This window comes from Leptospiraceae bacterium (genome assembly GCA_015075105.1).
GTDB lineage: Bacteria > Spirochaetota > Leptospiria > Leptospirales > Leptospiraceae > JABWCC01.
On sequence record JABTUZ010000001.1, the window covers coordinates 721,158 to 742,557 of the forward strand.

Consider the following 21,400-nt stretch of genomic DNA (forward strand, 5'->3'; position numbering starts at 1 on the left):
ATTTGGTATTTTTCAGGTGCGGGCTTTAAAAGATATATCCAGCATTTTTTGTACTGATTTTCTTGCTTTTTTCGATAACTTCATATTCTAAGAAAATTTCAAATTGCTCTTTTAGTAATGCATCCCTTTACTTTTTCGAGAGTAATTTTTCATGTGAGGGCAGGTTTGGCACGTAGAAACAAAACTTCTCTCTGGAAAAACAGACCTGAGGTTGTCTCCCATAGAGCATTCAGTAATCAGCATGATATTTTTTGCATTGGAGGATTGGATAAAATTTTCCATCTGAGAAGTGGATCCCGAAAAATCGGATGAGTCAACTACCTCGCTACTACACTCCGGGTGAGAAATCACTACAAGGTCATCGAATTGTTTTCTGGTAATATTTATATCTTCTGCGGTATAGACCTCGTGAACCATACATTTTCCCGGGTGAGTGATCAATTTTTTCTGAGTGTGTTTTTGAACGTTGGATGCAAGTAGAACATCAGGTAAAAATATTACTGTGTCAGAATCTATTGAATCTATGATTTGGCTTGCGTTTGCAGATGTGCAACATATATCTGTTTCAGCTTTTACCTCTGCAGAGCAGTTGATATAAGTAACCACTGGAACATTTGGATATTTTTTCTTTAATTCAATTACGTCTTCTTTAGTTATACTTTCCGCAAGAGAACAGCCTGCACTCAAATCAGCAATTAGGACTTTTTTTTGTGGAGAAAGAATCTTTGCGGTTTCTGCCATAAAGTGCACCCCGTTAAAAAGTATAATGTCTTTGTCTGTGTCACTTGCCACTTTACTTAAATAGAGTGAATCTCCTGTAATGTCCGACACTCCGTAAAATACATCAGGTGTCATATAATTGTGCCCAAGAATGAGTGCATTTTTTTCTTTTTTTAAGCTATTGATTTCATCTATTAAGGGAAGCACCTTTTCGATTTCGTGGGGGAGCATGGTTTTAGAAAGAGTTTCTATAATATTTTTCATGGCATTACTAGTAATTTAGACTTAGAAAAATAGCTTAGTCATTGTTATTGAATTATTTTTTTGTTTTCTTGAAGAATTCACAATGAAAAAGACCCTGATTAAAAGTTTTTGGTGCTTAAAATACCGAGAAGTAATCCCTGCATTATACCTATTAACGATAAAAATAAAGCAAAAGCCCATTGCATGAAAGAAAATCTTTTATCTACTTGTTCAAATCGTTTGTCCATTAGGTGAATCAAGTCATCGAAACGCTTGTCCATTGATTCAAATCGTTTGTCCATTTGATGGATTAGATCATCAAAACGCTTATCCATTGCTTCAAAACGCTTATCCACTGCTTCAAAACGCTTATCCATTTTTGAAAAGCCATTTCTCATTTCCTGAATAAGAAGCGCAATGTCATGGTTTGTAGGAACAGAAGATTCTAAATTCATATAATCTTTTTTAATATTGATTAAGACATCAGACAGGTTTCTTTCTGCATCTTCAAAAGAGCCTTTTTGGATATGTGCGATCACAATTCGAACTTTTTCTTTTGTTTCGTCTATGGATAGGGAGGCCATAAGGGAATTGTAGATTGCACTTTAAAGAGTGTCAAGAAGTTTTTATAATTTGAGAGACTTGTGGCAATCCCAGCAGTTAATTCCACCGTCACTTTTCACCCTTTTTTGGTGTTTATTTTTTACCCAAATCATGCAACTTGTAAAAGTAATATCTTTGAGAGATTGAGGGATTGCACTATTTGGATGGAGGGTAAAGCAAAAAAGTGCTTCTCTTTTTTCGTCTTTATTGTAGGACTTATCAACTTCACCACAATAGTAAAAAGGCAACCCGATAAGTAAAGTTAGTAGAATTGTTTTCATGGATTTATTATAGAAACATTCTAAAAAGAATCAATAATTAATTGAAAATTTATTATTTTTTTTAGTTCAGAATGCCTAAACTATACTTAAACTCTGCCTTTATAGCCGATTACATCCATAAACGCAGAAACTGAAAATACAGCTTTACCCGGACCTGGCTCACCGTAACCTGGAGGGACGGGCAGGGAGTATTTTTCAAAAGTTTCTTTCCAAGCAATAAGCAACTCACAAAAATATTCTAAGGGTGGACCTTCTTGCGTTCCAAGGGTTGTGTAAGGCTCCGGACACCACGCAGTAAACCTCGGCACAATTCCCTTGGACATGAAAAAATCCAGTCCTTCCTTGCTCGATTGAACTCCTTCTTTCACTGTAGTAAACCCGTGTGGCTTGGATAACTCAACTCCTGCTACAAAATTTGGTATTACGAAAGAAGGACCAAAGACTTCCGCAGAATCGACAATTCGTCGAATCCATTTTTCTCTACCAATCCATGAGGCTTTTCCAGGGCAGATTTTTTCAAATAATTTAGAATCCCACACTTCATAATTAGGGTGGTACACTTTTATGCCTGCCTCTTTAAATTTTTGGCAATCTTCTTTCTCGAATGCTTGTGCTACAATTTTTCCCATCCACTTACCCGGAAAATTTTCTTCTATTGCTTTGGGATATTCAAGATAAAATTCTACTTCTGTTTTTTTCTTTAGAGAAGTGAGTACGGAGCCTCCAGTAATCGTATAGACTTTTGCAGTAGAGTCTTCTTCATTAATAAAAGACATTACTTCGAGTATGTCTTCTACATCCTTTACACCAGTATAGGGTCTCCCCGCATTTTTTTGTTGCCTATAGTTGTGATTTATATCACAATAGGCACACTCTTCATCTTTTCCAAAATATTGACAGTTTCTAAATACTGTCAGATAAATTAAATACCCCCACTCAATTACAGGTGCAATTTCTGAAGGTAGTTTACCACTTTTTGTTTTTCTTTTGTACCAAGAGGGTACAGGAGGGAACTCTAAAACTCCAAGATTTACCTCATCTAAAAAAAGATAAGGTTTTTCGTCTATGGCTTTTACTATATAAGGTGAGTTAGGATTGTTTCTTGTAGATATGATTGTTGGAAGTAAATGAAAGTGCCCTCCACTGATTTTAATTTCCTCCGGCGCTTTCTTGTCCTCTCCTTTTTTCATTTCAGACAAAGGGACGTGATCAAACGAAAAAATAAAATAATCTTTCGGCTTGTATTCAGATTTTAAAGATAGGGACTCAACAGAAAAATTGATCCCAAGTCTAAGTACGTCTTGTTTTAGAATTGCCTCCATAGGAATGGATTTATACTTTTTCTCCATATCTTCTAAGAGTCGAATGCCAGTGGAGTGTGGTTCTTGAATATTTGTATCAAGCATGATTTTTTAGTCTCTGGTTCTTTTAGTATAGTTCGTCATATTCTATTTACGATTCTGTCTAATAAAATTCCACAGGACACCCCAACGTTTAAAGACTCTATTTTACCGTGTAAATTAATCCGATATGTAAAGTCAGAATGTTCTAATAAGATTTTTTTTATTCCTTCGTTTTCATTTCCTAAGATGAGGCATGTCTCTTCTTTAGACGGTAGATTTTTGGGACTACTCTCTCCTTTTTCAGTACCCGCTACTACCCAATAGCCTTTTTCTTTCAATACTTCAATTACTTGTTTTAGATTTGTGACTTTATATATTTTTAGATAGTGGGTTGCACCGGAAGATACTTTTTCTACTGCGTTTGTAATATCACAGGATTCCCTTTCGGGGATAATTACAAATTGAACACCGAAGCACTCAGCAGTTCGTAGAATATTCCCAAGATTTCCGGGGTCTTGGATTCGATCCAAAATGAGTATGGGACCCTTTTTTTCAGTAATATCTTTTTTCAAATCAGAAAAATCAAGACTATTAGAAAATTCTTTTTTTGTATCTTGAACAACAGCTATGCCTTGGTGGTTAGAGTTTGGAAATAGAGAGTCAAATTCTTCTGTAGAAATATACGTTATGTGGAATCCTTTTGGAATAAAGGAGAGGATTTCTTTTTCAATATCTTTGGATGGATTTTTTTTTACCAGAATTTCCCGAATAGAGACTTTTTCATTGGAATTAGAGCTTTTCAGTTTCCGAAAAAATTCTTTTACGTTTTGTTTTCCGTAAATAAAGCTCTTTTGTTTTAGATTTTTTTCCACTTGACTCCTGTTTTTGTATCTTCTATGATGATTCCTTTGGATTTCAGTTCGTCTCGTATCTCGTCTGCTAATTTGAAGTTTTTATTATTTTTTGCTTCAATTCTTTTTTGGATGAGGTTTTCTATTTTCTCATCGTAGGTTTCTCTTTTTTGAAATTCTAAAACTCCGAGTACAGAATCAATGGATTGAAAGTATTTCATACAGTCTGTTAAATCTTCTTTTGATAGAGAAGACGAATCCATCGAAGAATTAATCATTTTGATAAATTCAAAAATACTCGCAAGGGACTTAGGTGTATTCAAATCGTCACTTAGTCCTTCTAAAAATTCCTGAAATGCTGTTTTTGCATACTCTGTCGGTGTACCGGCTTGGAGTGGAATATTTTCTTCTATGATTCGATCCAATGTATTTTGGATTCTTTGGATTGCTTTTTCTGATTCTTCAATTCTTGAAATAGAAAAATTCAACTTTGTTCTGTAATGGTAGGACAGAAGTAGATAACGAATCGCTTTTTTATTGTAGTTTTTGTTGGTCAGATCTCGCAAAGTATAAAAATTTCCTTTGCTCTTAGACATTTTCTGATTCTCTACTAAAAGGTGCTCGCAGTGTAGCCAAGTAGTTACAAATTTTTCGTTTGGGAAGGCTCCTTCTGTTTGAGCAATTTCGTTTTCGTGGTGAGGAAAAAGTAAATCAACTCCACCTGTGTGTATGTCTATTCCAGAGTTATATATTTTACGAATCATAGCAGAGCACTCAAGATGCCAACCGGGACGACCTTTGCCAAACTTGGTATCCCAGAATTTTTCTTTATCCAATTTTGGAGATTTCCAAAGTACGAAGTCTCTTAGATCTTCTTTATCGTACTCGTCTGCATCGTATCTAGCACCGGAAATATTTCCTTGGAGTTCGATCTTGCTCAGCTTCCCATAATTTTTAAATTTTTCTATTGAGTAATAAATATTTCCATCCTTTTCGTAAACCAATCCTTGCCTCTTTAGTTTTTCTATAATATCTATCATCTCTTCTACAGAGTCAGTTGCTTTAGGGTAGTGCTCTACTTTTTCAATATTCAGTGTTTCTAAGTCTTCAAAAAAATATTCGATCCATTTCTTTGTAAACTCTTCGATAGATGTATTTTCTTTTATGGAATTAGAAATTATTTTATCGTCTATATCTGTAATATTCATTGTTTGGTCTAAGCTATACCCAAAAAGTTTTAAAGTTCTTCGGAGTATATCCACGAACATATAAGATCGAAAATTTCCGATATGGTTGAAATTATAAACAGTCGGACCGCAAGAATATATCTTTACTCTTTTGGGGTCTTGTGGTTGAAATACTTCTTTTTCGTTTGTAAGTGAGTTAAAAAATTTAATTTCCATCAAGACCGAATATTTCTTTGTAAAATTCAACATTTACAGTGTTTTGTTTGTCCTTCCCCGCTTCGTTTCCTTCGTTTGGGTATAGCTGCATTCTTTTATCACAATTCAAGTGATTGAATAATGCAAAAATTGATTTTGGGTGAGATACTTTGTCCTCAAGCCCGCAAGAAAATAGAGCCGGTACTTTCACTTTATTTGCAAAGTGGAGAGAATCAAAATAAGCCAAAGTTTTTTTGTAGGAGGTCTTTCTTGTTTTACTTTTGGATGCGTATTTAGATATTTCTTTGGACCAGCCTGCTTCAAAAGAAAGTTGCTCCTCTTCTATATAGCAAAAATTCGGTGTTTCTGCAACAATTCCTTTTACCCTATCAGAAAACCCAGCTCCAAAAACTGCAAGAGAGGCACCTAAAGATTTTCCGTGCAGTATGATTTTATCTCCGTCGATCCCATCGGTGAGTCTTACAAATTCAATGGCTCTTAACACATCGAGGTAAACGTGCTTCATGTAGAAATCTTCTTTTTTTTCCAAGCCTTCCAAAAAATAGCCGGGTGTCCAGTCTATGTTTGGTTGACCTTCAGTTGACTCAGGACGGATTAGTTGGTTTCCGTGTCCTCTTAAGTCTAAGATGAGTTGGGCAATCCCGTTTTCAGTGTGTGCTTTTTTTATTTCAGGACGTTTGTCCATGTAGTCGTGAAAATAGATTACGATAGGTAGATTCCCCCTTTTTCTGGGAATCACTAAGGTACCGTTGATCTGGTATTTCTTGGAGCTTTGAAAAGAAATATCATAAATAGTTTCTCTAAGAATACTACTTTTTAGAAGAGATTTTGAGGTGCTGCTAATTGGAATACTCTTCAGTTCTTTTATAGCCTCTGCCCAAAAACTTACAATATCCGAAGGGATATTTAATTTAGGAAAAGTCTGGAAACATTCGTCAAAACTAATTGCCATTCGTAAACAATCTCTTAAAAAGGGTGTTCCTGTAAAGTTTTCTTTCTGGAAAGTAAGGTCTGCCAGAGTAGAACTGCAATGGTCATTGGACCGACTCCACCCGGCACAGGTGTGTGGTAGGAAGAAAAGGCAGATCCATTTTTAATGTCTATGTCCCCCACATTACCCGGGTTGTACCCTGCATCTAAAAGAACTGCACCTCTCTTAATCCAGTCTTTTTGAATAAATTCTGGTTTACCGAGCGCACCTACCACAATATCTGAATTTTTCACTATTTCGGGAAGATTTTTAGTCTTAGAATGGCAAATTGTAACAGTTGCATCTTCATTTAAAAGAAGCATAGCCATAGGTTTCCCCAGAATTGGAGATCGCCCCACGATTACAGTGTTTTTTCCTGAGATTGGGATTTTGTATTCTTTTAACAATAGTAAAATTCCATAAGGAGTACAGGGGAGAAATGATTTTTCTCCCATAGATAGCTTTCCGAAAGAGTGTGTAGTCACCCCATCCACATCCTTATCCACTGAAATTGAATCAAAAGCGAGTCTTTCGTCTATGTGTTTGGGGCAAGGGTGTTGAAGTAAAATACCGTCTATATTTTCATCTTGGTTCAATTTTTCGATTTCTGCGATCAATTGCTCTGTACTGGTGCTTTGCGGTAGCTTTATTAACTTGGACTTCATACCCACATATTCACAGGCTTTAATTTTCATATTTACATAAGTAACCGAAGATGAATCTTCTCCTACAAGAATAGTCGCAAGGCTTGGAATCTGTTTTTTTTCTTTTTCTAAAATAGAAATAGAATTTCTGATTTTTGATTTTATTTTTTCAGAGACAGTTTTTCCGTCTATTAAAATAGAAGTCATATACTATCCAAAAAAGTAAAGTGAACTCTTTCGTCAATTGGTTTGTCGTGAAAATACTGCCTGATTTGAATTATAATGCAATAGTTTGCAGAGAATGGAAAACGGAAAAAGAGCCGGATTGGGTCTATCCAGAAATTTTAAAAAACGAAAATTATGGGATTTGGTTTGAAGTCGAAAAAACTCAAGGAGGCGAGGAAAGGAAGTTTAGCTGCCTTTCGATAAATCCGGATTTTACGGTCACAAGAAATAGCGATACGAAAGAAATTCTTCTGCACTTTCCTGAAAAAAATTTCAGTGAAAGGTTTTTTTGTGAGAATTATTTTTCTTACTTATCTCAAATCGAAAACTGGATACAAGAAATCCAAACTAAAATCGTCATAGAAAATCTAAGCCTGCAAAATTTTCCGTTTCTTGGCGGGTTTTATGGTTATTTTGGATACGGATTAAAAAATGAAATAGAGTTTTTTAAAAAAAAAATCCCTGTTTCACAGTTTTCAGATTCAGTTTTGTGTTTTTTTCCCGAGGTGTTGATTTTTCTTCATTCAGAAAAAAAATATTATTTTGTTTCTATGAAAGAAAATTCAAATAGTGATTTTTATAAAAAAATTCAAAAAATTTTTTCCGATAGATATACTTTTCCAGAAAGGAAAAAAGATTTTTCTTTAACCGAGAAAACTTTTGAAGAATTAATTTCAGACTACAATTTGTCATTAGATCAGAATTCGTATTCGATTGCATTTCAGAAAATTCATGAATCAATTTTCTCCGGGAAAATTTATCAGGCTTGCCTTACTGCAAAATTTGAAAAAAAGTATTTTGGGAATCCGTTAGAAGATTTTTTTAATCTGAAACAAAAAAGTAAGACCCCTTATACTTCCTATGTCTGTATTGGAGATTTGCATATACTTTCTTTTTCTGTAGAAAAATTTTTGTCGATACAAGAAAGTCAAATTATTTCAAGACCTGTAAAAGGTACTGCAATTCGGAAAAGTATTGCGGAAGATGATAACTTAAAGAAAAAATTAATTACCAGTGAAAAAGAAAAATCAGAAAATTGTATTATTGTGGATTTGATTAGAAACGACATTGGAAGAGTATCTAAAACGGGAAGTGTAAAAGTAAATAAACTATTAGAAATAGAAACTCATCCTTCGGTTTATCAGCTTGTAAGTGAAGTTGTTTCAGAGAAAAAAAAGAATTGTAGTTTTTCGGAAATACTAAAAGCATTATTTCCCGGGGGATCTATGACCGGGGCACCTAAAATAGAGGTAATGAACTTGATCGAGGAAATTGAAACTTGTCCGAGAGGGATATATTCTGGTGCTATCGGTTTTTGGGATATTCGAGGTGAAGTGGATCTGAATATGGTGATTCGAACCGCTTTTATTTATAAAGACAAATTGTCCTTCCATAGTGGTGGTGGGATTGTTGCCGAAAGTATTTTGCAAAACGAGTGGGAAGAGCTTGTAGGTAAATCAGAATTTTTTATGAAATATTTTAGTAGGAAAGAATTGATTTGATTCTTGGATTGAATTTTTTTAAATGATTTGTAATGAAAAGTATTTTTAGAAAAATCGGAATCTTCTTTTTTCTCGCTGCGGTTTTAATTTTTTTCCTTGTTGGTACCGGCTATGGTAACGATAAATCCGCAGAGTTAAAAAAAGAAACCGAATTGTTAGCTGATGAAATTTTATCCCGGATGACTGAAGAAGAAAAAATCGGTCAGGTGCTACACATCGCCATTCCTGCAAAGAATTTGGATACTATCGGTATTCAAGAAATTCAAAAAATCAAACCTGGTGGAATTATTTTATTTGGGATGAATTTTGGAGCCAAAGAAGAGATTCAAAAATTAACTTCAGACCTACAGAATTTAGCCTCTATCGAAAAAATTCTTCCTTTTCTAATTTCAACGGATCAGGAAGGGGGTAGGGTGGTTCGGGTACAATCAGTTCAAGAATTTCCGGGAGCTATGGCGATTGGTCAAGTAGGTGTAGAAACGTATTCAGAGAGAGTTGGATTTTTTACCTCTTATCAATTGAAAGAACACGGTATCAATATATTTTTTGCCCCTGTTTTGGATATAAACAATAATCCCGATAATCCGGTAATAAACACAAGATCCTTTGGATCTGATTTGGAAACAGTTTTGAAGATGAGCGAAGGATTTCAAAGGGGTGCAATGGATGGTGGTGCAATCCCTGTGATAAAACATTTTCCGGGACACGGCGACACAAACATAGACAGTCATTTAGGTTTACCTGTAATTCAAAAAAGCCAAGAAGAATTGTTTCAAATGGAATTGGTACCTTTTCAAAAATCAATAGAAAATGGAATCCGCGCTGTAATGAGTGCACATATCGTATTTCCCAAATTAGATCCAGATTTACCTGCGACTCTATCCCCCAAAATTTTAAATAAGGTTTTACGAGATCGTTTTAAGTTTCGAGGAGTTATTTTTACGGATGCGATGGAAATGAAAGCTATATCGGAAAACTACTTAGATAAAAAGCCGGGGAAGTTAGCTATCTTAGCAGGTGCAGATATTGTGCTGCTTACAAGCTGGGGAAAGGTCTCTTCAGATTACAAACTTATGCTCGAAGAGGCTGTTAAAGAAAAAGCATTTGATGTGAATGGAAAAAATGTGCTGAATGAGGCGGTGAAGCGTCAAATTATTTTAAAATTGGAAAATGGAATCATCCCTTTGAATATGTACAAATCACCAAAAGAATTATTGGAGAAATATTTGTTTGAAAAAAAGGAGAATTCTAAAAAAAAATACTCAGAGTATATAAAAAAAGAATCTCCGAAAAAGCTAAATCAAATTCTTTCAAGAAAATCTATTAGAAGCTATGAAAAAAAATTCACCCCTTTGACCGAGAAAGAAATTTCTAAAACAGAGTTTTATGTGAAAAATCCTTTTTTAAAATCAATATTAAAAGAAATGAAATTAAAAGAAGTGAAGCTCTCAAAAAAAAGACAGATTTTGTACAGGTTGAAGAAGTCAAAGATTGTGCTTGCGTCGGAAAAATTAGAAGATATTGAGGAAATTAAAAAATTTATTCTCAAAAATCCTAATAAAAATATAATTTTACTCCATTTCGGGTCCCCTTTTCTTGAATTTCCGAAAAGTAAAAATTTGCAGATATTGTTCTCTTTTTCACCTACCGAAGAATCATTGAGGGCATTGGCAAATTCCTTGTCTTTTAAATATAGTAAAAATGCAATTGCGACTCCAAATTTGATTTTAAAAAATAATCCTAAATGAAAGAGATTTGACCGAAATCGGCACAAAAAAAATATAGAATTACGCAAATGCGAGCGTGGTGAAATTGGCAGACACGCCAGACTTAGGATCTGGTGCCGCAAGGCGTGGGGGTTCAAGTCCCTTCGCTCGCAGAGTATATTTTTCACTTTCTAAATCCCAGTTGAATTTTTCGGGAATTTTTTCTAATTGATTTTTTTACTACACGTAATGCAAAAAGAGAAAAGGAAAACATTTTTGCTTTTTTTTCATGTACATGTATTTGACTGAATCAATTAAACTTACAAAAAATCAATTTGTATCTACTTCAACTTGAATTGGATAATTTTTGTACTTCTGAAAATATTCTATATACTCCTTTGAATTGTTTTCTAATTTTATCGGAGTTTGTAGTGGGAAATTTTCTTCATTTGATATTATTAGCCATAGATTTTTTTCTTCTTGGATAAATAATTTTGAGTTTCCCCCATCTCGAAAAATACGAATATCTGTATTTTCTGATTTTTCTGTATTTAGAATATTACGAAAATTTGTACATTGTAAGTTTTTGTATTCGCATTCTGCAAGATTTATTGCTAAAGCAGAGTTTTTTAATTTTGCATCTATAGACTCACTCCAAATAATTTGCATATTTTTTTTAGTGAAATGGATTTCCATTTGATTTGTGCTATACCAAGAATTTTCTTTTGGGATGTAGTTTTTATAAACCTTTAAATCCTTGGTCGGAATATGATATTGAATTAGATTGAAAGAATAATTTTCATAAATATTTTTTGGGGATTCCACTAAAAAAATATAAATAGAATCATCGTGATAATTCATAGAAAGGATTTTACTTTTTTCAACCGAATCTTCTAAGTTTTTGTAAAATTTATTTTTGTGAATTAGAGTTTTTCCATAAGAATCAAATTCTGAAAAATAAAATACATTTCCTATTTTATACACGAATACAACTCCTCGATTTGTAGAAAAGATTCCGTAATTTGTTCCAGTGTAATTTGAGTTTGTTTGTTTATGCTCTTCGATTAAATTTATTGAGTCTATTAATGGATTGAATTGGTTGTCTATCGCAGCTAAGTAGTAAAACCATCTATTGTCAATTATTGATCCTGTCGGGGGAATCGGGATTGATGTATAGTCATTAATTTGAAACAGAATCACCCAATGGTTTTCTTTTTTTATTAGGTCGTAAGAAAATAATTTTGGAGTTTTGTATTTTATTTTAAGTAGGTCATTCCCTGATGAATTTTTTTTCTTGACTAAAGTAGCTTTTGGGTAGGTGCAGGAAAAAATAATAGAGATAGACAAGAGCATTAATAGAATAGAATAAATTTTTAGTTTCATAGAGTCCGAATTTTTTTATTTTAGAGTTTGATTGTCCATTGAAAATTTGATTTTTATTTTTGTAGACTAATTTTTCAGTACATAAAAAAATTGAATATAGTCTAAAAAATATAACGGAGTAAAAAATGTTTTCTTCAACTAGAGGTTTTCAATCCTATTTCGCATTCAATACAATTCTTAAAGTGATTTCTATTATTTCTATTTTGGCAATTTTTTCTTGCGCCTCTGGCTCAGCCAAACAAAGCCAACCGAGTTTCGGAAAATGGGAGTTCTCTTCAGACCCTGCAAAGGAGAAAAAAGACAAAAAACCGGATGAGGTAAAACAAGAGCCTGTAAAGGATCAATTGGTTTTTCATGTAAAGGCAAAAGGCTCTGATTCTGCAATCGAAGAGAAAAATTTCCCTAAAATCATGTCCACTTGTGCTCAAATAGCAAAAACTCAGGCAGCTTTTAATTTGATGCAGGGCTTGTTTATGAATCGACTTTCATCTGAAAATAAATCTGAGCCTGGTGCGATTTTTCTACAAGGAAAAGATGGATCAGAAGAATACAAATGCAATTTCACAATATCCGAAAAAACAGTTGTTTCAGAATGCAAGGGAGAAGTGAAGGGTATCCAAAGTTCTTCTTGCACTCCTTTGACTACAGATCCGAGTAACGAAGACTACGGGTATTGCAATTGTGGGTTCAAGTGGAATTATGAAGGTGGAGAAAAAAGACTCAATCAAATGATTAAGTTTGAATAATTCATTATTCCATTTTTCTTTTGATGTATAAAGAAAAATAACCTTTGTATTTTTTTTGGAGTTCTGGGTTTTTCCAATCGTTTCCGCTAAATTTTTTTCGGCAAATGGATTTAGTGCAGTTTAAGTAAAATTCATAATCCGGGTCTGACTCGCTCATACAATAATCAAAGGTTAATTCTTCTCCTTCTTCTATGTCTCTCATTGCTACAAAAGTAGTCTGACCTACAATCCCACAGTTTGCATCGCAGCAGTGGTTCATCCTCCAATCCGGACTTGGATTTTTTGGATTCAAGGGCATGATTAAAAAGTCATCTTCTATGAAATATGCGTAATCGTCGTAACCATTTTTTTTCGCTACATCTTCATAAAATGTCTTGGATACTACTATCCCGCCTGAAATGCTTACAATTTCTCCTTTAGGAATTTTTGTATTTGTAAAAAGACCGAGGCCTTTCCCCTCTATATATTTTACAGCGATTCCTTTTCTGACGTAGCTCTCGGAAGAAATTTCTTTTAGAAAACTTTCATCAAATTCCATTTATTTTCCTCTGAAGATTAGAGTTGACTTACCAATTCTAATCTCATCAAAATCGGTAAGAATTTTTGGTTTTAGAACTTTTTTTCCGTTCACATAGACACCTTTGTCTGAGACTAAATCAAACAAGATAAATTTATCTTTAATATTTTTTATTTTTGCGTGGAATGGGTTCAGGGAATTATCCCAGAGTACCAAATCGTTTGCCTCTGATCTTCCAATAGAAGTTTCCTTTAAATGAATAGCGTATTGTCTTCCTGGGTTTGGACCTTCTTTTTGAATCAGTACACTTTTTTTATATGCTTCACCTGCTAAATCAATCGGATTTTTTTCTTCTATTTCGGAAAAATCTCTTTGGGGATTTTCTATGGAGTTTGGTTGTAAGTTGGCATCAGAATAAGGCAGTGAAGAGATAGGTCGCATTATTTTATCGCCATACATTTTTTCGTAAATGGATGATTCATTAGTAGGATCAATAGATTTACCGAAAAAATTAGATTCTAATTTATAGCCTCTTAAAAAATAGAGTATTGCAAAATTTACAAATAGTATAAATACTCCGGTAGGTAGTACGATCCATGGGTCTGAAAGAAAATGTACCATTATTTTATTATCGGAAAACTTCTAAAATGTAAAGATTATTTCTCAGTTGAAAAATAGAATTCTTGAATAATCGGAGTTGACGGGACTCGAACCCGCGACATCCTGCGTGACAGGCAGGCACTCTAACCAGCTGAGCTACAACTCCTATTAAAAGTCAGAATATTTGCTTCTATTTTGAGGTCAAGTTTCTTCTAAGTGTAAATACGAAAAAAGTTTTTATCAAAAATCAATTTGAGTGAAAGTGAAAGAAAGCCCATCGGTAGATAGCTCTGGAAAATCTGGTTTTTATAGTATTTAGGCAGAGCCGAATTCAATATTTGTTATTCGAGATAAAAATTTTTCCGATTACAAGAATTTAAGGAATAGAAAAATAGGCAAATAGCATGGAAAGAATTAAGAAAAAACCCGGAGAGCTGTTGCAAGACAGAATTTTTACTATCTCAAATTTCTTGTCAATATCTCGAGTTTTACTTTTACCTTTTTTTGTATATTATACTTATCATTATAAAAATCAACCGGGGAATTACCGAAATTTGGTGATTTCTCTTTTGATCTGCGGATTGGCGGTTTTAACTGACTATTTTGATGGATATTTTGCCAGACTGTTGAATCAGGAAACTGTACTTGGGAGATATTTGGATCCTATTTGCGATAAAATTGTAACTATTGGAGGGTTGATTGTTTTAGTTCGATTTTTTTATTTTCCTTTGTGGATACTTTTGATCTACATTATTCGTGAAATTTTAGGGGTTTGGCTTGGGGCGTATTTGTATTTAAAAAGAGGGATTCAAGGTAAGCCGAATTGGTGGGGCAAGATTGGTGTTGGACTTGTTTCTGTAGCCATGTTTTGGTATCTTTTGCTTCCATTATTTCAAGAAAAAATACAGGGGCAAAGTATTTTAAAAAATCCTGAGATTACAGGGTATTTTTTAATTTTTGTTCTATTCATCGGGATTTATGCTTATTCTAAAAGATATTGGACAATCGTATTTTACCCGGAAAAATACGAGATTCAAGAAGAATTAAAAGAAAAAAAGAAATACCATGTAGTTTAGTTTAGTTTGGTTAGAATAGTTTAAATAATAAATCATTTTCTAAAAAAAAAATCCATTGACACGGTTATGAAGAAATAAAGTATCAAATTTGACAAAATTATACTAAATAATCAATGCCAGTATCTAAAATTTATCATTTCTTGTCTAAACCAAATTCACAGTATTTCTTAATACTCGGATTGGGTGTGATTCACTTCCTTGTAGGAATTATAACTTCATTTTTGGTGTATGGAGAAATTCATGGAGAGTTTTTTGTAATTATTCCGATTTCAACCGCAATCACAACCATGTTTTTGTATAAGTTTTTTGTTTATTCGAGTAAGAAAGAAAAAGAAAATGAAGAGAGGCTAATTTTTTTAACAGAAGCATCCAGTGAAGGAATTGTTGTGCATGAAAAAGGGATTGTTTTGGAAGCAAACCCGGCAGCAGAGAAAATGTTTGGAACTTCCATTGGGGAATCTATTGGAAAAGAAATTACTCAATTTTTTGCTGAAGCATTGACAGACGAAATAGTTCAGAAGGTAAGAACAAATCTCCCTGTAGTGTTTGAGATAAAAGCTAAAAGAAAAGATGGTACTGTTTTTCCTGTAGAAGTATTAGGCAGAACCTTGTCTTATAGGGGTAGGACTGTCAGGGTGTCTGCGCTGAGAGATATATCTATTCAGAAACAATCAGAGAATCAAAAAGAGTTTTTGAAAATGATACCAAAAATTTCTTCGGAAGGTTTTTGGCTTTTGGATGAAAATCAAAAGACAGTAGATGTAAATGAATCCTTGTGTAAAATGCTGGGGTATTCAAAAGAGGAATTTTTAGGAAGAAGACCAATCGAATTCGCAACAGATGAGGGAATCAGGAATTTAAAAAAAATAACTGCAATGATTCGGTCCACCAATCATCGTAAATACGAGATACCGTTAAGGCATAAGTCAGGAACTGTAGTGCATACAATTTTTTCTGCAAGTACAATTCGTGGAGAGAAAGGAGAAGCAATCTATTCTTTTGCGTTTGTTACTGACATTACAGAAAATAAAAAAAATGAATTGAAGATAGAAAAATTAAACAGGCTTTATTCTATTCTGTATAAAACGAATGAAGCTATCCTTCGGTTAAAAGACCCTAATTCACTTTTTAATTTTGTGTGCAATATTTCTTCTTATAAAGAGCTTTTTAAAATGGTTTGGGTAGGGATGTTGAATAAGGAGGGCACAGCATTGCTCCCTGTCGCCTTCGCTGGATCAACGGGGGATTATTTGGATAATTTGAATATTTTGATTTCTGATGATTCGGGTGATCGACATTGTATTGAAGGAAATGCTTTTCGAGAAGGTGCTGCAAACTATTCTAATGACGTTTATAACGACTCTAACATGATTCTCTGTTCAAAAGAAATATTAAAAAATGAGTTTCGCTCTGTTGCGGCAATTCCTCTATTTTTGGACAGTAAGCCTGTAGGCACTGTGAGTTTTTATTCGTCTGAGATAAATTACTTTAATATAGAAATCATTACACTTCTCGAAACTTTGGCGAGAGATTTATCCTATGCGATTAAATCATCAGAAATGGAAAAATCTAGAAAAATAACCGAAGAAGCTCTAAGGAAAAGTGAGGAAAGATATTCTCTGTCAGCCTTAGCCGCAAACGATGGACTTTGGGATATGGATATAGATTCTGGTGAGGTATATTTCTCTACAAGATGGAAAACTATGCTTGGCTATTCAGATAGCGATATCGGAAAATCTGTAGAAGAATTTTTTAAAAGAGTTCACCCCGACGACTTAGAAGAATTAAAATCGAACATACAGTCTTTATTGGACGGGCATTCTACTTTGCTTTACAGTGAGCATAGGATGCGTCAAAAAGACGGGACATATATATGGGTGCTCATTCGGGGGATTTCTCAATTTCGCAATGGCAAAGCGTGTAGAATTGTAGGCTCTCAAAGCGATATACACTCCAGAAAAATTGCAGAAGAAAAACTATCATACGATGCGTTATACGACAGACTGACCGGACTTCCCAATAGAAATTTTATCATGGAAAAATTGAATGCCTCTCTTGAAAAAATAAAAACTACGGAAGGCTTTTCGTTTGCAGTTCTTTTTATTGATCTCGATAGATTTAAGAATATCAATGATAGCCTTGGTCATTTGAGCGGGGATAAATTGTTGAAAGAGGTCGGAGAGAGATTAAAGAAAGTTTTGCGTGAAACAGATACTTTTGGAAGACTTGGGGGAGATGAGTTTCTCATCGTAATGGAGCCTGCGGATAGTGTCTCGGAGCTAAATCAATTTATTGAAAATATTTTTAATGAGTTGGTAGATCCTTTTACCATAGGAAATCATGATTTTTTTGTTACTACGAGTATTGGTGTAGCGATCGGTTCTCCAAAATACAATAATTCGGAAGAGATGCTGCGTGATGCGGACATTGCAATGTATAGAGCAAAAGACCTCGGTAAAAATACGTTCCAGATTTTTCAAAAAGATATGACCACCAATTTGTTGGAGCACGTAACTTTAGAAACAAATTTACGTAAAGCTCTGAAACGTAAAGAATTTGTATTATACTATCAGCCTAAGATCAGTTTGAAAGATATGAGCATCACCGGATTTGAAGCTCTAATTCGTTGGAGAAGCTCTGACAGTAAAATGATTCCACCAAATGACTTTATCCCTTTAACTGAAGAGACTGGTCTAATCGTTCAAATCGGAGAATGGGTTGTGAGAGAGGCATGTTTGCAGATTCAAAAATGGGAAAAAGCCGGATTCAATAAATTAGATGTATCTGTGAATTATTCTGCTAAAAATTTTAAACAAAAAAATACATGCACTCTGATTCAAGATACATTGAGTGAATTCAATTTACTTCCCCATCTACTGAATATCGAGCTAACAGAGAGTAGCGTTATGGAAAACCCGGAATATACTGTAAAAGTGTTGAACGCTTTAAAAGAAATCGGGGTGTCTATTTCTATAGATGACTTTGGGACTGGTTACTCTTCGTTAAACTATTTAAAAAAGTTTCCGGTTGATATACTGAAAATAGATCGGTCTTTTGTTCAAGATATTGTTACAAATCCAAATGACGCAGCAATTACAACCGCAATCATTGCACTTTCTCATATTTTAAAGTTAGAAGTTGTTGCAGAAGGGGTGGAAACAAAAGAGCAGTTGCAATTTTTACGGGCGAATGGGTGCGATTTTATACAAGGGTATTTTTTCAGTCCACCACTCCCGGCTGAAGCAACAGAAACTTTTCTTAACAATTTTAAAAAGCAAGTATCCTTAAATTGAATTCAAGAATTGATTAGATGCTCCATTTGCAAATTTTTGTACAAATAGTTTCAGCATAAGACCATGCACTAAAAGAGTAACCCTGAATGTATGGGTCTTCACCAAAGGTTTTATAGAGTTTAAGTAGGTCATCGGATTTCATTCCTGGTTTATAGGAAGTGGTCAAGAAATCTTCTACAATTTTTTGACAAACAGAAATAGCGTCCTCTAAGGACTCGTACTCTCCTTGAATGTATCGTTCTTCATCATCAAAGTGAAAATTGTCGTCAACAAAAACTATATAAACATCCCGCTTATGTATTGAAGAATTGTCGTTTAAGGAAAATTTTACGTTCATATTAAAATACCCTATTGTAGTATGTTTTAGTCAATATATTTAAGTTCATAGAAAAATGTAAATTCGTTTTGTGGGCATGAATTTTTTCTGTATTGGCTTTATTTTTTGAATTCATGGTATTTCAGAGAATAAAAATTGTGCAGAAAAAAACATTTTATCTTATAAAGCAATTAAAATCATGGCAATATTCTTTTGTAATTAAATAAATTTGAAAACATATACGCTTTTAGATTCAGGGGACTTAACAAAATTAGAGATGGTGGGTGGATATAAAATCATTCGTCCATCACTTTTGAGTGTCTATAAAAAAACTAACGAGTCCCTCTGGGAAAACCCGGACGCAATTTTTTATAAAAATGAAAATGGAGGAAGGTGGAAATTTTTTACCGACATTCCTGATTCATTTTCTATTACTGTTTCAAATTTAACAGTGAAAATTAAATTCACTCCTTTTGGTCATTTGGGGCTTTTTCCGGAACAAGAACAAAACTGGAATTTTATTCGAAAAATTTCTCAAAAAAAGAAAAATCTTGAAGTGTTAAATTTATTTGCATATTCCGGTCTGTCCACATTGGCTTGTTTAGAGTCCGGTTTTTCTGTTTGTCACGTTGACGCTTCAAAAGGGATGGTAGATTGGGCAAAAGAAAATTCGCAACTCTCAAGTCTATCCGAAAAAAAAGTTCGTTGGATTGTGGATGATGTGTCTAAATTTTTAAAAAGGGAAATTCGACGAGGTAAAAAATACGAGGGATTTATACTTGACCCACCTACCTTTGGAAGAGGGAGTAAGGGAGAAGTATGGAAAATAGAAAATGATTTAATTCCATTATTGGATTTGTGTATGGAGCTTTGTCAATCTCGCCCTGAATTTGTAATTTTGTCTTGTCATACAAATGGATTTTCTCCAAAAAATTTAGAAAGAATTTTAGAGAGTATGATTTTGTCAAAGGGAAGTTATGCGTTTAGCGAGCTTTTGATCTCTGAAAAGTCAGGTAGGGCAATGCCATCTGGCTCTACTGCAAGTTTTTTACAAGGGTAATACGTTATGCGAAACCAGATTACCAGTTTTTCTAACGATCGGGTTAAATCAATCATCAGACTCAGAGACAAAAGAAGTAGAGATATTGAAAAGAAATTTGTAATAGAGGGGTATAGAGAAAATCTAAAAGCCATATATTCTAAAAAAATCAGTTTTGACTCTCTTTATATATGCCCTGAATGTTTCTTGGGAAAAAATGAAGAAAGTCTCATTGAAAAATTTAACGTCAAAATTTTTGAACTTCCAAGAAAGGTGTTTGAAAAGATTTCTTATAGGGATAGACCGGACGGGATCCTATCCGTGGCAACTATTCCCGACTTTCAGTTTCCTTGTAATGAGAAGTTGGATGGAGAGATTTTTCTCATCATCGAAGGTGTGGAAAAACCAGGGAACCTCGGCACAATTCTTAGGACTGCCGAAGGGGGTGGGGTGAACGCAGTCATTGTAGCCAATCCAAAAATAGACCTATTCAATCCTAACGTTATACGTTCTAGTACTGGTACTTTGTTTACAATACCGACCTATATCTCTGAAATTGAAAGTGTCATAAATTTTTTTCGTTCACAACAAATTCAAATTTTGGCAATTTCACCTGACGGGAACATTCCTTATTATGAAAATATCTACGATAAAAAAACAGCCTTGGTTTTTGGAAGTGAGCAGTATGGGTTGTCTCAGTATGCGAAAGAAAATTCTGATCGAAAGATTTTTATTCCAATGAAAGGAGAGGCTGACTCTTTGAATCTTGCGATGTCATGCGGGATTGTTTTGTATGAAGTACTTAGACAGAGGGCAACTTCTTGAAGATAGCCTACTACGTTAGCGGACATGGTTTTGGTCATATTAGCCGATCTGAAATTATTATTCGAGAGTTACTAAAAAGCCCCAAGGTCGAAAAAATATTTTTAACTACAAAGCGAAAAAATTTCATTCAAGAAAAATTAGAAAGAGTTGAAGTTCGAGAAAAAAATTTAGATCCGGAGATGGTTCAAAATTCATCAATAAGTTTAGATATAGGAAAAACCAAAAACGCTATTTTAGAATTTGAAATAAAAAAAGAAAAACTAAAAGAAGAAGAAAAGCTCTTTTTGAGAGAAAATAGTGTTGACTTGGTAGTATCCGATAGCCCTTCTTTGCCTTTTCCGATAGCAAGAGACTTGGGGGTATTTTCTGTTTTTATCGGAAATTTTACTTGGGATTTTATCTATAAAAATTATGAGAAGCATGATGAATTCTATCAAAGTTATGCAAACTCGATTGCCAAGGAGTATTCTTTTTGTGATCTGAGTTTTGTTTTGCCCTTCCACTGCCCAATGGACTCTCTACCAGTTAAAAAAAATGTAGGGCTTGTAGGTAGAGAGCCCACTCTTTCAAGAAAGGAAGTAAGAAAAATTTTACATTTTAGAGAGGACTTGAAATACTTTCTCTTTTCTTTTGGAGCTTATGGGATTAGGGAAAGTGATCTGAGATTGGATTTGTTAAAGCAGGATTATCGAATTGTAATCAGTGGTTATGAAGGTTTTCAATCGGAGAAAATACTGAAAATTGAGAATGTAATGTATGCAGATTTGATTCGAGCCTGTGATTTTGTGGTAACTAAGCCGGGGTATGGAATTTTGGCAGAAACCTACTTTGCCAACACACCTGTGATTTACACGGACAGGGGGGATTTTGCAGAATACCCGTATTTAGTTGAGGCAATGAATCATTACCATGAGGCATATTATATTTCTCATGAAGAGCTTTTTCAGCTAAACTTTCAAGAGGCAGTTTTTGATAAAATTGACACGAAAAAACAAAAAATTCGCAATAAATTAGAGAATGGGACATTGGAAATTGCAAGTGAAATTGTGAATATCGGGGGAAGAAAAAAAAATTAAGTTTTTCCTGAATTTGACCATATTTCTCTTTGCTTAAA

The 21,400-nt window shown here is 34.0% G+C and carries 19 protein-coding genes, 2 tRNA genes and 1 pseudogene; 9 read left to right on the plus strand and 13 right to left on the minus strand.

Annotated features, from left to right (window positions below; genetic code table 11):
* Window positions 1-12: 12 nt before the first annotated feature.
* The 8 genes and pseudogenes from nadA to HS129_03580 all read right to left on the minus strand — a co-directional run bounded on the left by nadA (window position 13) and on the right by HS129_03580 (window position 7,265).
* Window positions 13-984 (minus strand): annotated as a pseudogene (gene nadA, locus HS129_03545) (quinolinate synthase NadA).
* Between the two features lie 98 nt (window positions 985-1,082).
* Window positions 1,083-1,547 (minus strand): hypothetical protein, encoded by a 465-nt coding sequence (locus HS129_03550; protein ID MBE7411129.1) that lies wholly within the window; start codon window positions 1,545-1,547, stop codon window positions 1,083-1,085.
* A 42-nt stretch (window positions 1,548-1,589) separates the two neighbouring features.
* Entirely contained in the window at window positions 1,590-1,847 is a 258-nt protein-coding gene (locus HS129_03555; protein MBE7411130.1) for a hypothetical protein, read from the minus strand.
* A gap of 86 nt (window positions 1,848-1,933) precedes the next feature.
* The gene (locus tag HS129_03560; GenBank protein MBE7411131.1) at window positions 1,934-3,253 is read right to left on the minus strand and encodes a radical SAM protein; all 1,320 of its coding nucleotides are present in this window, start codon (window positions 3,251-3,253) and stop codon (window positions 1,934-1,936) included.
* Between the two features lie 35 nt (window positions 3,254-3,288).
* On the minus strand, window positions 3,289-4,032 hold the full coding sequence (gene rlmB, locus HS129_03565) for a 23S rRNA (guanosine(2251)-2'-O)-methyltransferase RlmB (protein ID MBE7411132.1): 744 nt from the start codon (window positions 4,030-4,032) through the stop codon (window positions 3,289-3,291).
* Window positions 4,033-4,046: 14 nt separating this feature from the next.
* Window positions 4,047-5,447, minus strand: a complete 1,401-nt coding sequence (locus HS129_03570) for a cysteine--tRNA ligase (protein MBE7411133.1) — start codon at window positions 5,445-5,447, stop codon at window positions 4,047-4,049.
* The gene (locus HS129_03575) at window positions 5,434-6,396 is read right to left on the minus strand and encodes an acetylxylan esterase (protein ID MBE7411134.1); all 963 of its coding nucleotides are present in this window, start codon (window positions 6,394-6,396) and stop codon (window positions 5,434-5,436) included. Before HS129_03575 ends, HS129_03570 begins: the two co-directional genes overlap by 14 nt.
* Window positions 6,397-6,410: 14 nt before the next feature.
* Entirely contained in the window at window positions 6,411-7,265 is an 855-nt protein-coding gene (locus tag HS129_03580) for a bifunctional methylenetetrahydrofolate dehydrogenase/methenyltetrahydrofolate cyclohydrolase (protein MBE7411135.1), read from the minus strand.
* A gap of 20 nt (window positions 7,266-7,285) precedes the next feature.
* Here HS129_03580 and HS129_03585 point away from each other — a divergent pair, with 20 nt between their 5' ends.
* From HS129_03585 to HS129_03595, 3 genes are all read left to right on the plus strand, one after another.
* On the plus strand, window positions 7,286-8,785 hold the full coding sequence (locus HS129_03585) for an anthranilate synthase component I family protein (protein MBE7411136.1): 1,500 nt from the start codon (window positions 7,286-7,288) through the stop codon (window positions 8,783-8,785).
* Between the two features lie 41 nt (window positions 8,786-8,826).
* Window positions 8,827-10,533, plus strand: a complete 1,707-nt coding sequence (locus HS129_03590; GenBank protein ID MBE7411137.1) for a beta-glucosidase — start codon at window positions 8,827-8,829, stop codon at window positions 10,531-10,533.
* Window positions 10,534-10,582: 49 nt separating this feature from the next.
* A tRNA-Leu gene (locus tag HS129_03595) sits at window positions 10,583-10,664 on the plus strand.
* A gap of 157 nt (window positions 10,665-10,821) precedes the next feature.
* Here HS129_03595 and HS129_03600 read toward each other — a convergent pair.
* Window positions 10,822-11,874 carry a hypothetical protein gene (locus tag HS129_03600; protein MBE7411138.1) on the minus strand — a complete coding sequence of 351 codons (1,053 nt, stop codon included), beginning with the start codon at window positions 11,872-11,874 and terminating at the stop codon, window positions 10,822-10,824.
* A gap of 125 nt (window positions 11,875-11,999) precedes the next feature.
* On the opposite strand from HS129_03600, the gene HS129_03605 reads away from it, so the two are divergent.
* On the plus strand, window positions 12,000-12,620 hold the full coding sequence (locus HS129_03605) for a hypothetical protein (GenBank protein MBE7411139.1): 621 nt from the start codon (window positions 12,000-12,002) through the stop codon (window positions 12,618-12,620).
* A 4-nt stretch (window positions 12,621-12,624) separates the two neighbouring features.
* On the opposite strand, the gene HS129_03610 is transcribed toward HS129_03605, so the two are convergent.
* The 3 genes from HS129_03610 to HS129_03620 all read right to left on the minus strand — a co-directional run bounded on the left by HS129_03610 (window position 12,625) and on the right by HS129_03620 (window position 13,903).
* Complete coding sequence (locus HS129_03610) at window positions 12,625-13,158, minus strand: SET domain-containing protein (protein MBE7411140.1); 534 nt, start codon at window positions 13,156-13,158, stop codon at window positions 12,625-12,627.
* On the minus strand, window positions 13,159-13,758 hold the full coding sequence (locus HS129_03615; protein MBE7411141.1) for an FHA domain-containing protein: 600 nt from the start codon (window positions 13,756-13,758) through the stop codon (window positions 13,159-13,161).
* Window positions 13,759-13,829: 71 nt separating this feature from the next.
* Window positions 13,830-13,903, minus strand: a tRNA-Asp gene (locus HS129_03620).
* Between the two features lie 238 nt (window positions 13,904-14,141).
* Between HS129_03620 and HS129_03625 the strand changes: the two genes are divergently transcribed.
* Entirely contained in the window at window positions 14,142-14,813 is a 672-nt protein-coding gene (locus HS129_03625; GenBank protein ID MBE7411142.1) for a CDP-alcohol phosphatidyltransferase family protein, read from the plus strand.
* A gap of 113 nt (window positions 14,814-14,926) precedes the next feature.
* Window positions 14,927-18,106: an EAL domain-containing protein gene (locus tag HS129_03630; GenBank protein MBE7411143.1), complete on the plus strand. Its 3,180-nt coding sequence runs from the start codon at window positions 14,927-14,929 to the stop codon at window positions 18,104-18,106.
* 13 nt (window positions 18,107-18,119) lie between these two features.
* Here HS129_03630 and HS129_03635 read toward each other — a convergent pair whose 3' ends face one another.
* Window positions 18,120-18,443: a hypothetical protein gene (locus HS129_03635; GenBank protein MBE7411144.1), complete on the minus strand. Its 324-nt coding sequence runs from the start codon at window positions 18,441-18,443 to the stop codon at window positions 18,120-18,122.
* Window positions 18,444-18,699: 256 nt separating this feature from the next.
* Between HS129_03635 and HS129_03640 the strand changes: the two genes are divergently transcribed.
* From HS129_03640 to HS129_03650, 3 genes are read left to right on the plus strand one after another with little or no spacing between them, the layout of a single operon-like run.
* Entirely contained in the window at window positions 18,700-19,482 is a 783-nt protein-coding gene (locus HS129_03640) for a class I SAM-dependent methyltransferase (GenBank protein ID MBE7411145.1), read from the plus strand.
* 6 nt (window positions 19,483-19,488) lie between these two features.
* Window positions 19,489-20,286, plus strand: a complete 798-nt coding sequence (locus tag HS129_03645; GenBank protein MBE7411146.1) for an RNA methyltransferase — start codon at window positions 19,489-19,491, stop codon at window positions 20,284-20,286.
* Window positions 20,283-21,362: a glycosyl transferase gene (locus HS129_03650; protein MBE7411147.1), complete on the plus strand. Its 1,080-nt coding sequence runs from the start codon at window positions 20,283-20,285 to the stop codon at window positions 21,360-21,362. Before HS129_03645 ends, HS129_03650 begins: the two co-directional genes overlap by 4 nt.
* The last annotated feature ends 38 nt before the right edge of the window (window positions 21,363-21,400 follow it).

Bases quoted from the DNA above. Each gene is read 5' to 3' on its own strand.
- HS129_03550 (MBE7411129.1), bottom strand. From the start codon at position 1,547: ATGGCCTCCCTATCCATAGACGAAACAAAAGAAAAAGTTCGAATTGTG.
- HS129_03555 (MBE7411130.1), bottom strand. From the start codon at position 1,847: ATGAAAACAATTCTACTAACTTTACTTATCGGGTTGCCTTTTTACTAT.
- HS129_03560 (MBE7411131.1), bottom strand. From the start codon at position 3,253: ATGCTTGATACAAATATTCAAGAACCACACTCCACTGGCATTCGACTC.
- HS129_03575 (MBE7411134.1), bottom strand. From the start codon at position 6,396: ATGGCAATTAGTTTTGACGAATGTTTCCAGACTTTTCCTAAATTAAAT.
- HS129_03580 (MBE7411135.1), bottom strand. From the start codon at position 7,265: ATGACTTCTATTTTAATAGACGGAAAAACTGTCTCTGAAAAAATAAAA.
- HS129_03600 (MBE7411138.1), bottom strand. From the start codon at position 11,874: ATGAAACTAAAAATTTATTCTATTCTATTAATGCTCTTGTCTATCTCT.
- HS129_03605 (MBE7411139.1), top strand. From the start codon at position 12,000: ATGTTTTCTTCAACTAGAGGTTTTCAATCCTATTTCGCATTCAATACA.
- HS129_03610 (MBE7411140.1), bottom strand. From the start codon at position 13,158: ATGGAATTTGATGAAAGTTTTCTAAAAGAAATTTCTTCCGAGAGCTAC.
- HS129_03615 (MBE7411141.1), bottom strand. From the start codon at position 13,758: ATGGTACATTTTCTTTCAGACCCATGGATCGTACTACCTACCGGAGTA.
- HS129_03625 (MBE7411142.1), top strand. From the start codon at position 14,142: ATGGAAAGAATTAAGAAAAAACCCGGAGAGCTGTTGCAAGACAGAATT.
- HS129_03630 (MBE7411143.1), top strand. From the start codon at position 14,927: ATGCCAGTATCTAAAATTTATCATTTCTTGTCTAAACCAAATTCACAG.
- HS129_03635 (MBE7411144.1), bottom strand. From the start codon at position 18,443: ATGAACGTAAAATTTTCCTTAAACGACAATTCTTCAATACATAAGCGG.
- HS129_03640 (MBE7411145.1), top strand. From the start codon at position 18,700: ATGGTGGGTGGATATAAAATCATTCGTCCATCACTTTTGAGTGTCTAT.
- HS129_03645 (MBE7411146.1), top strand. From the start codon at position 19,489: ATGCGAAACCAGATTACCAGTTTTTCTAACGATCGGGTTAAATCAATC.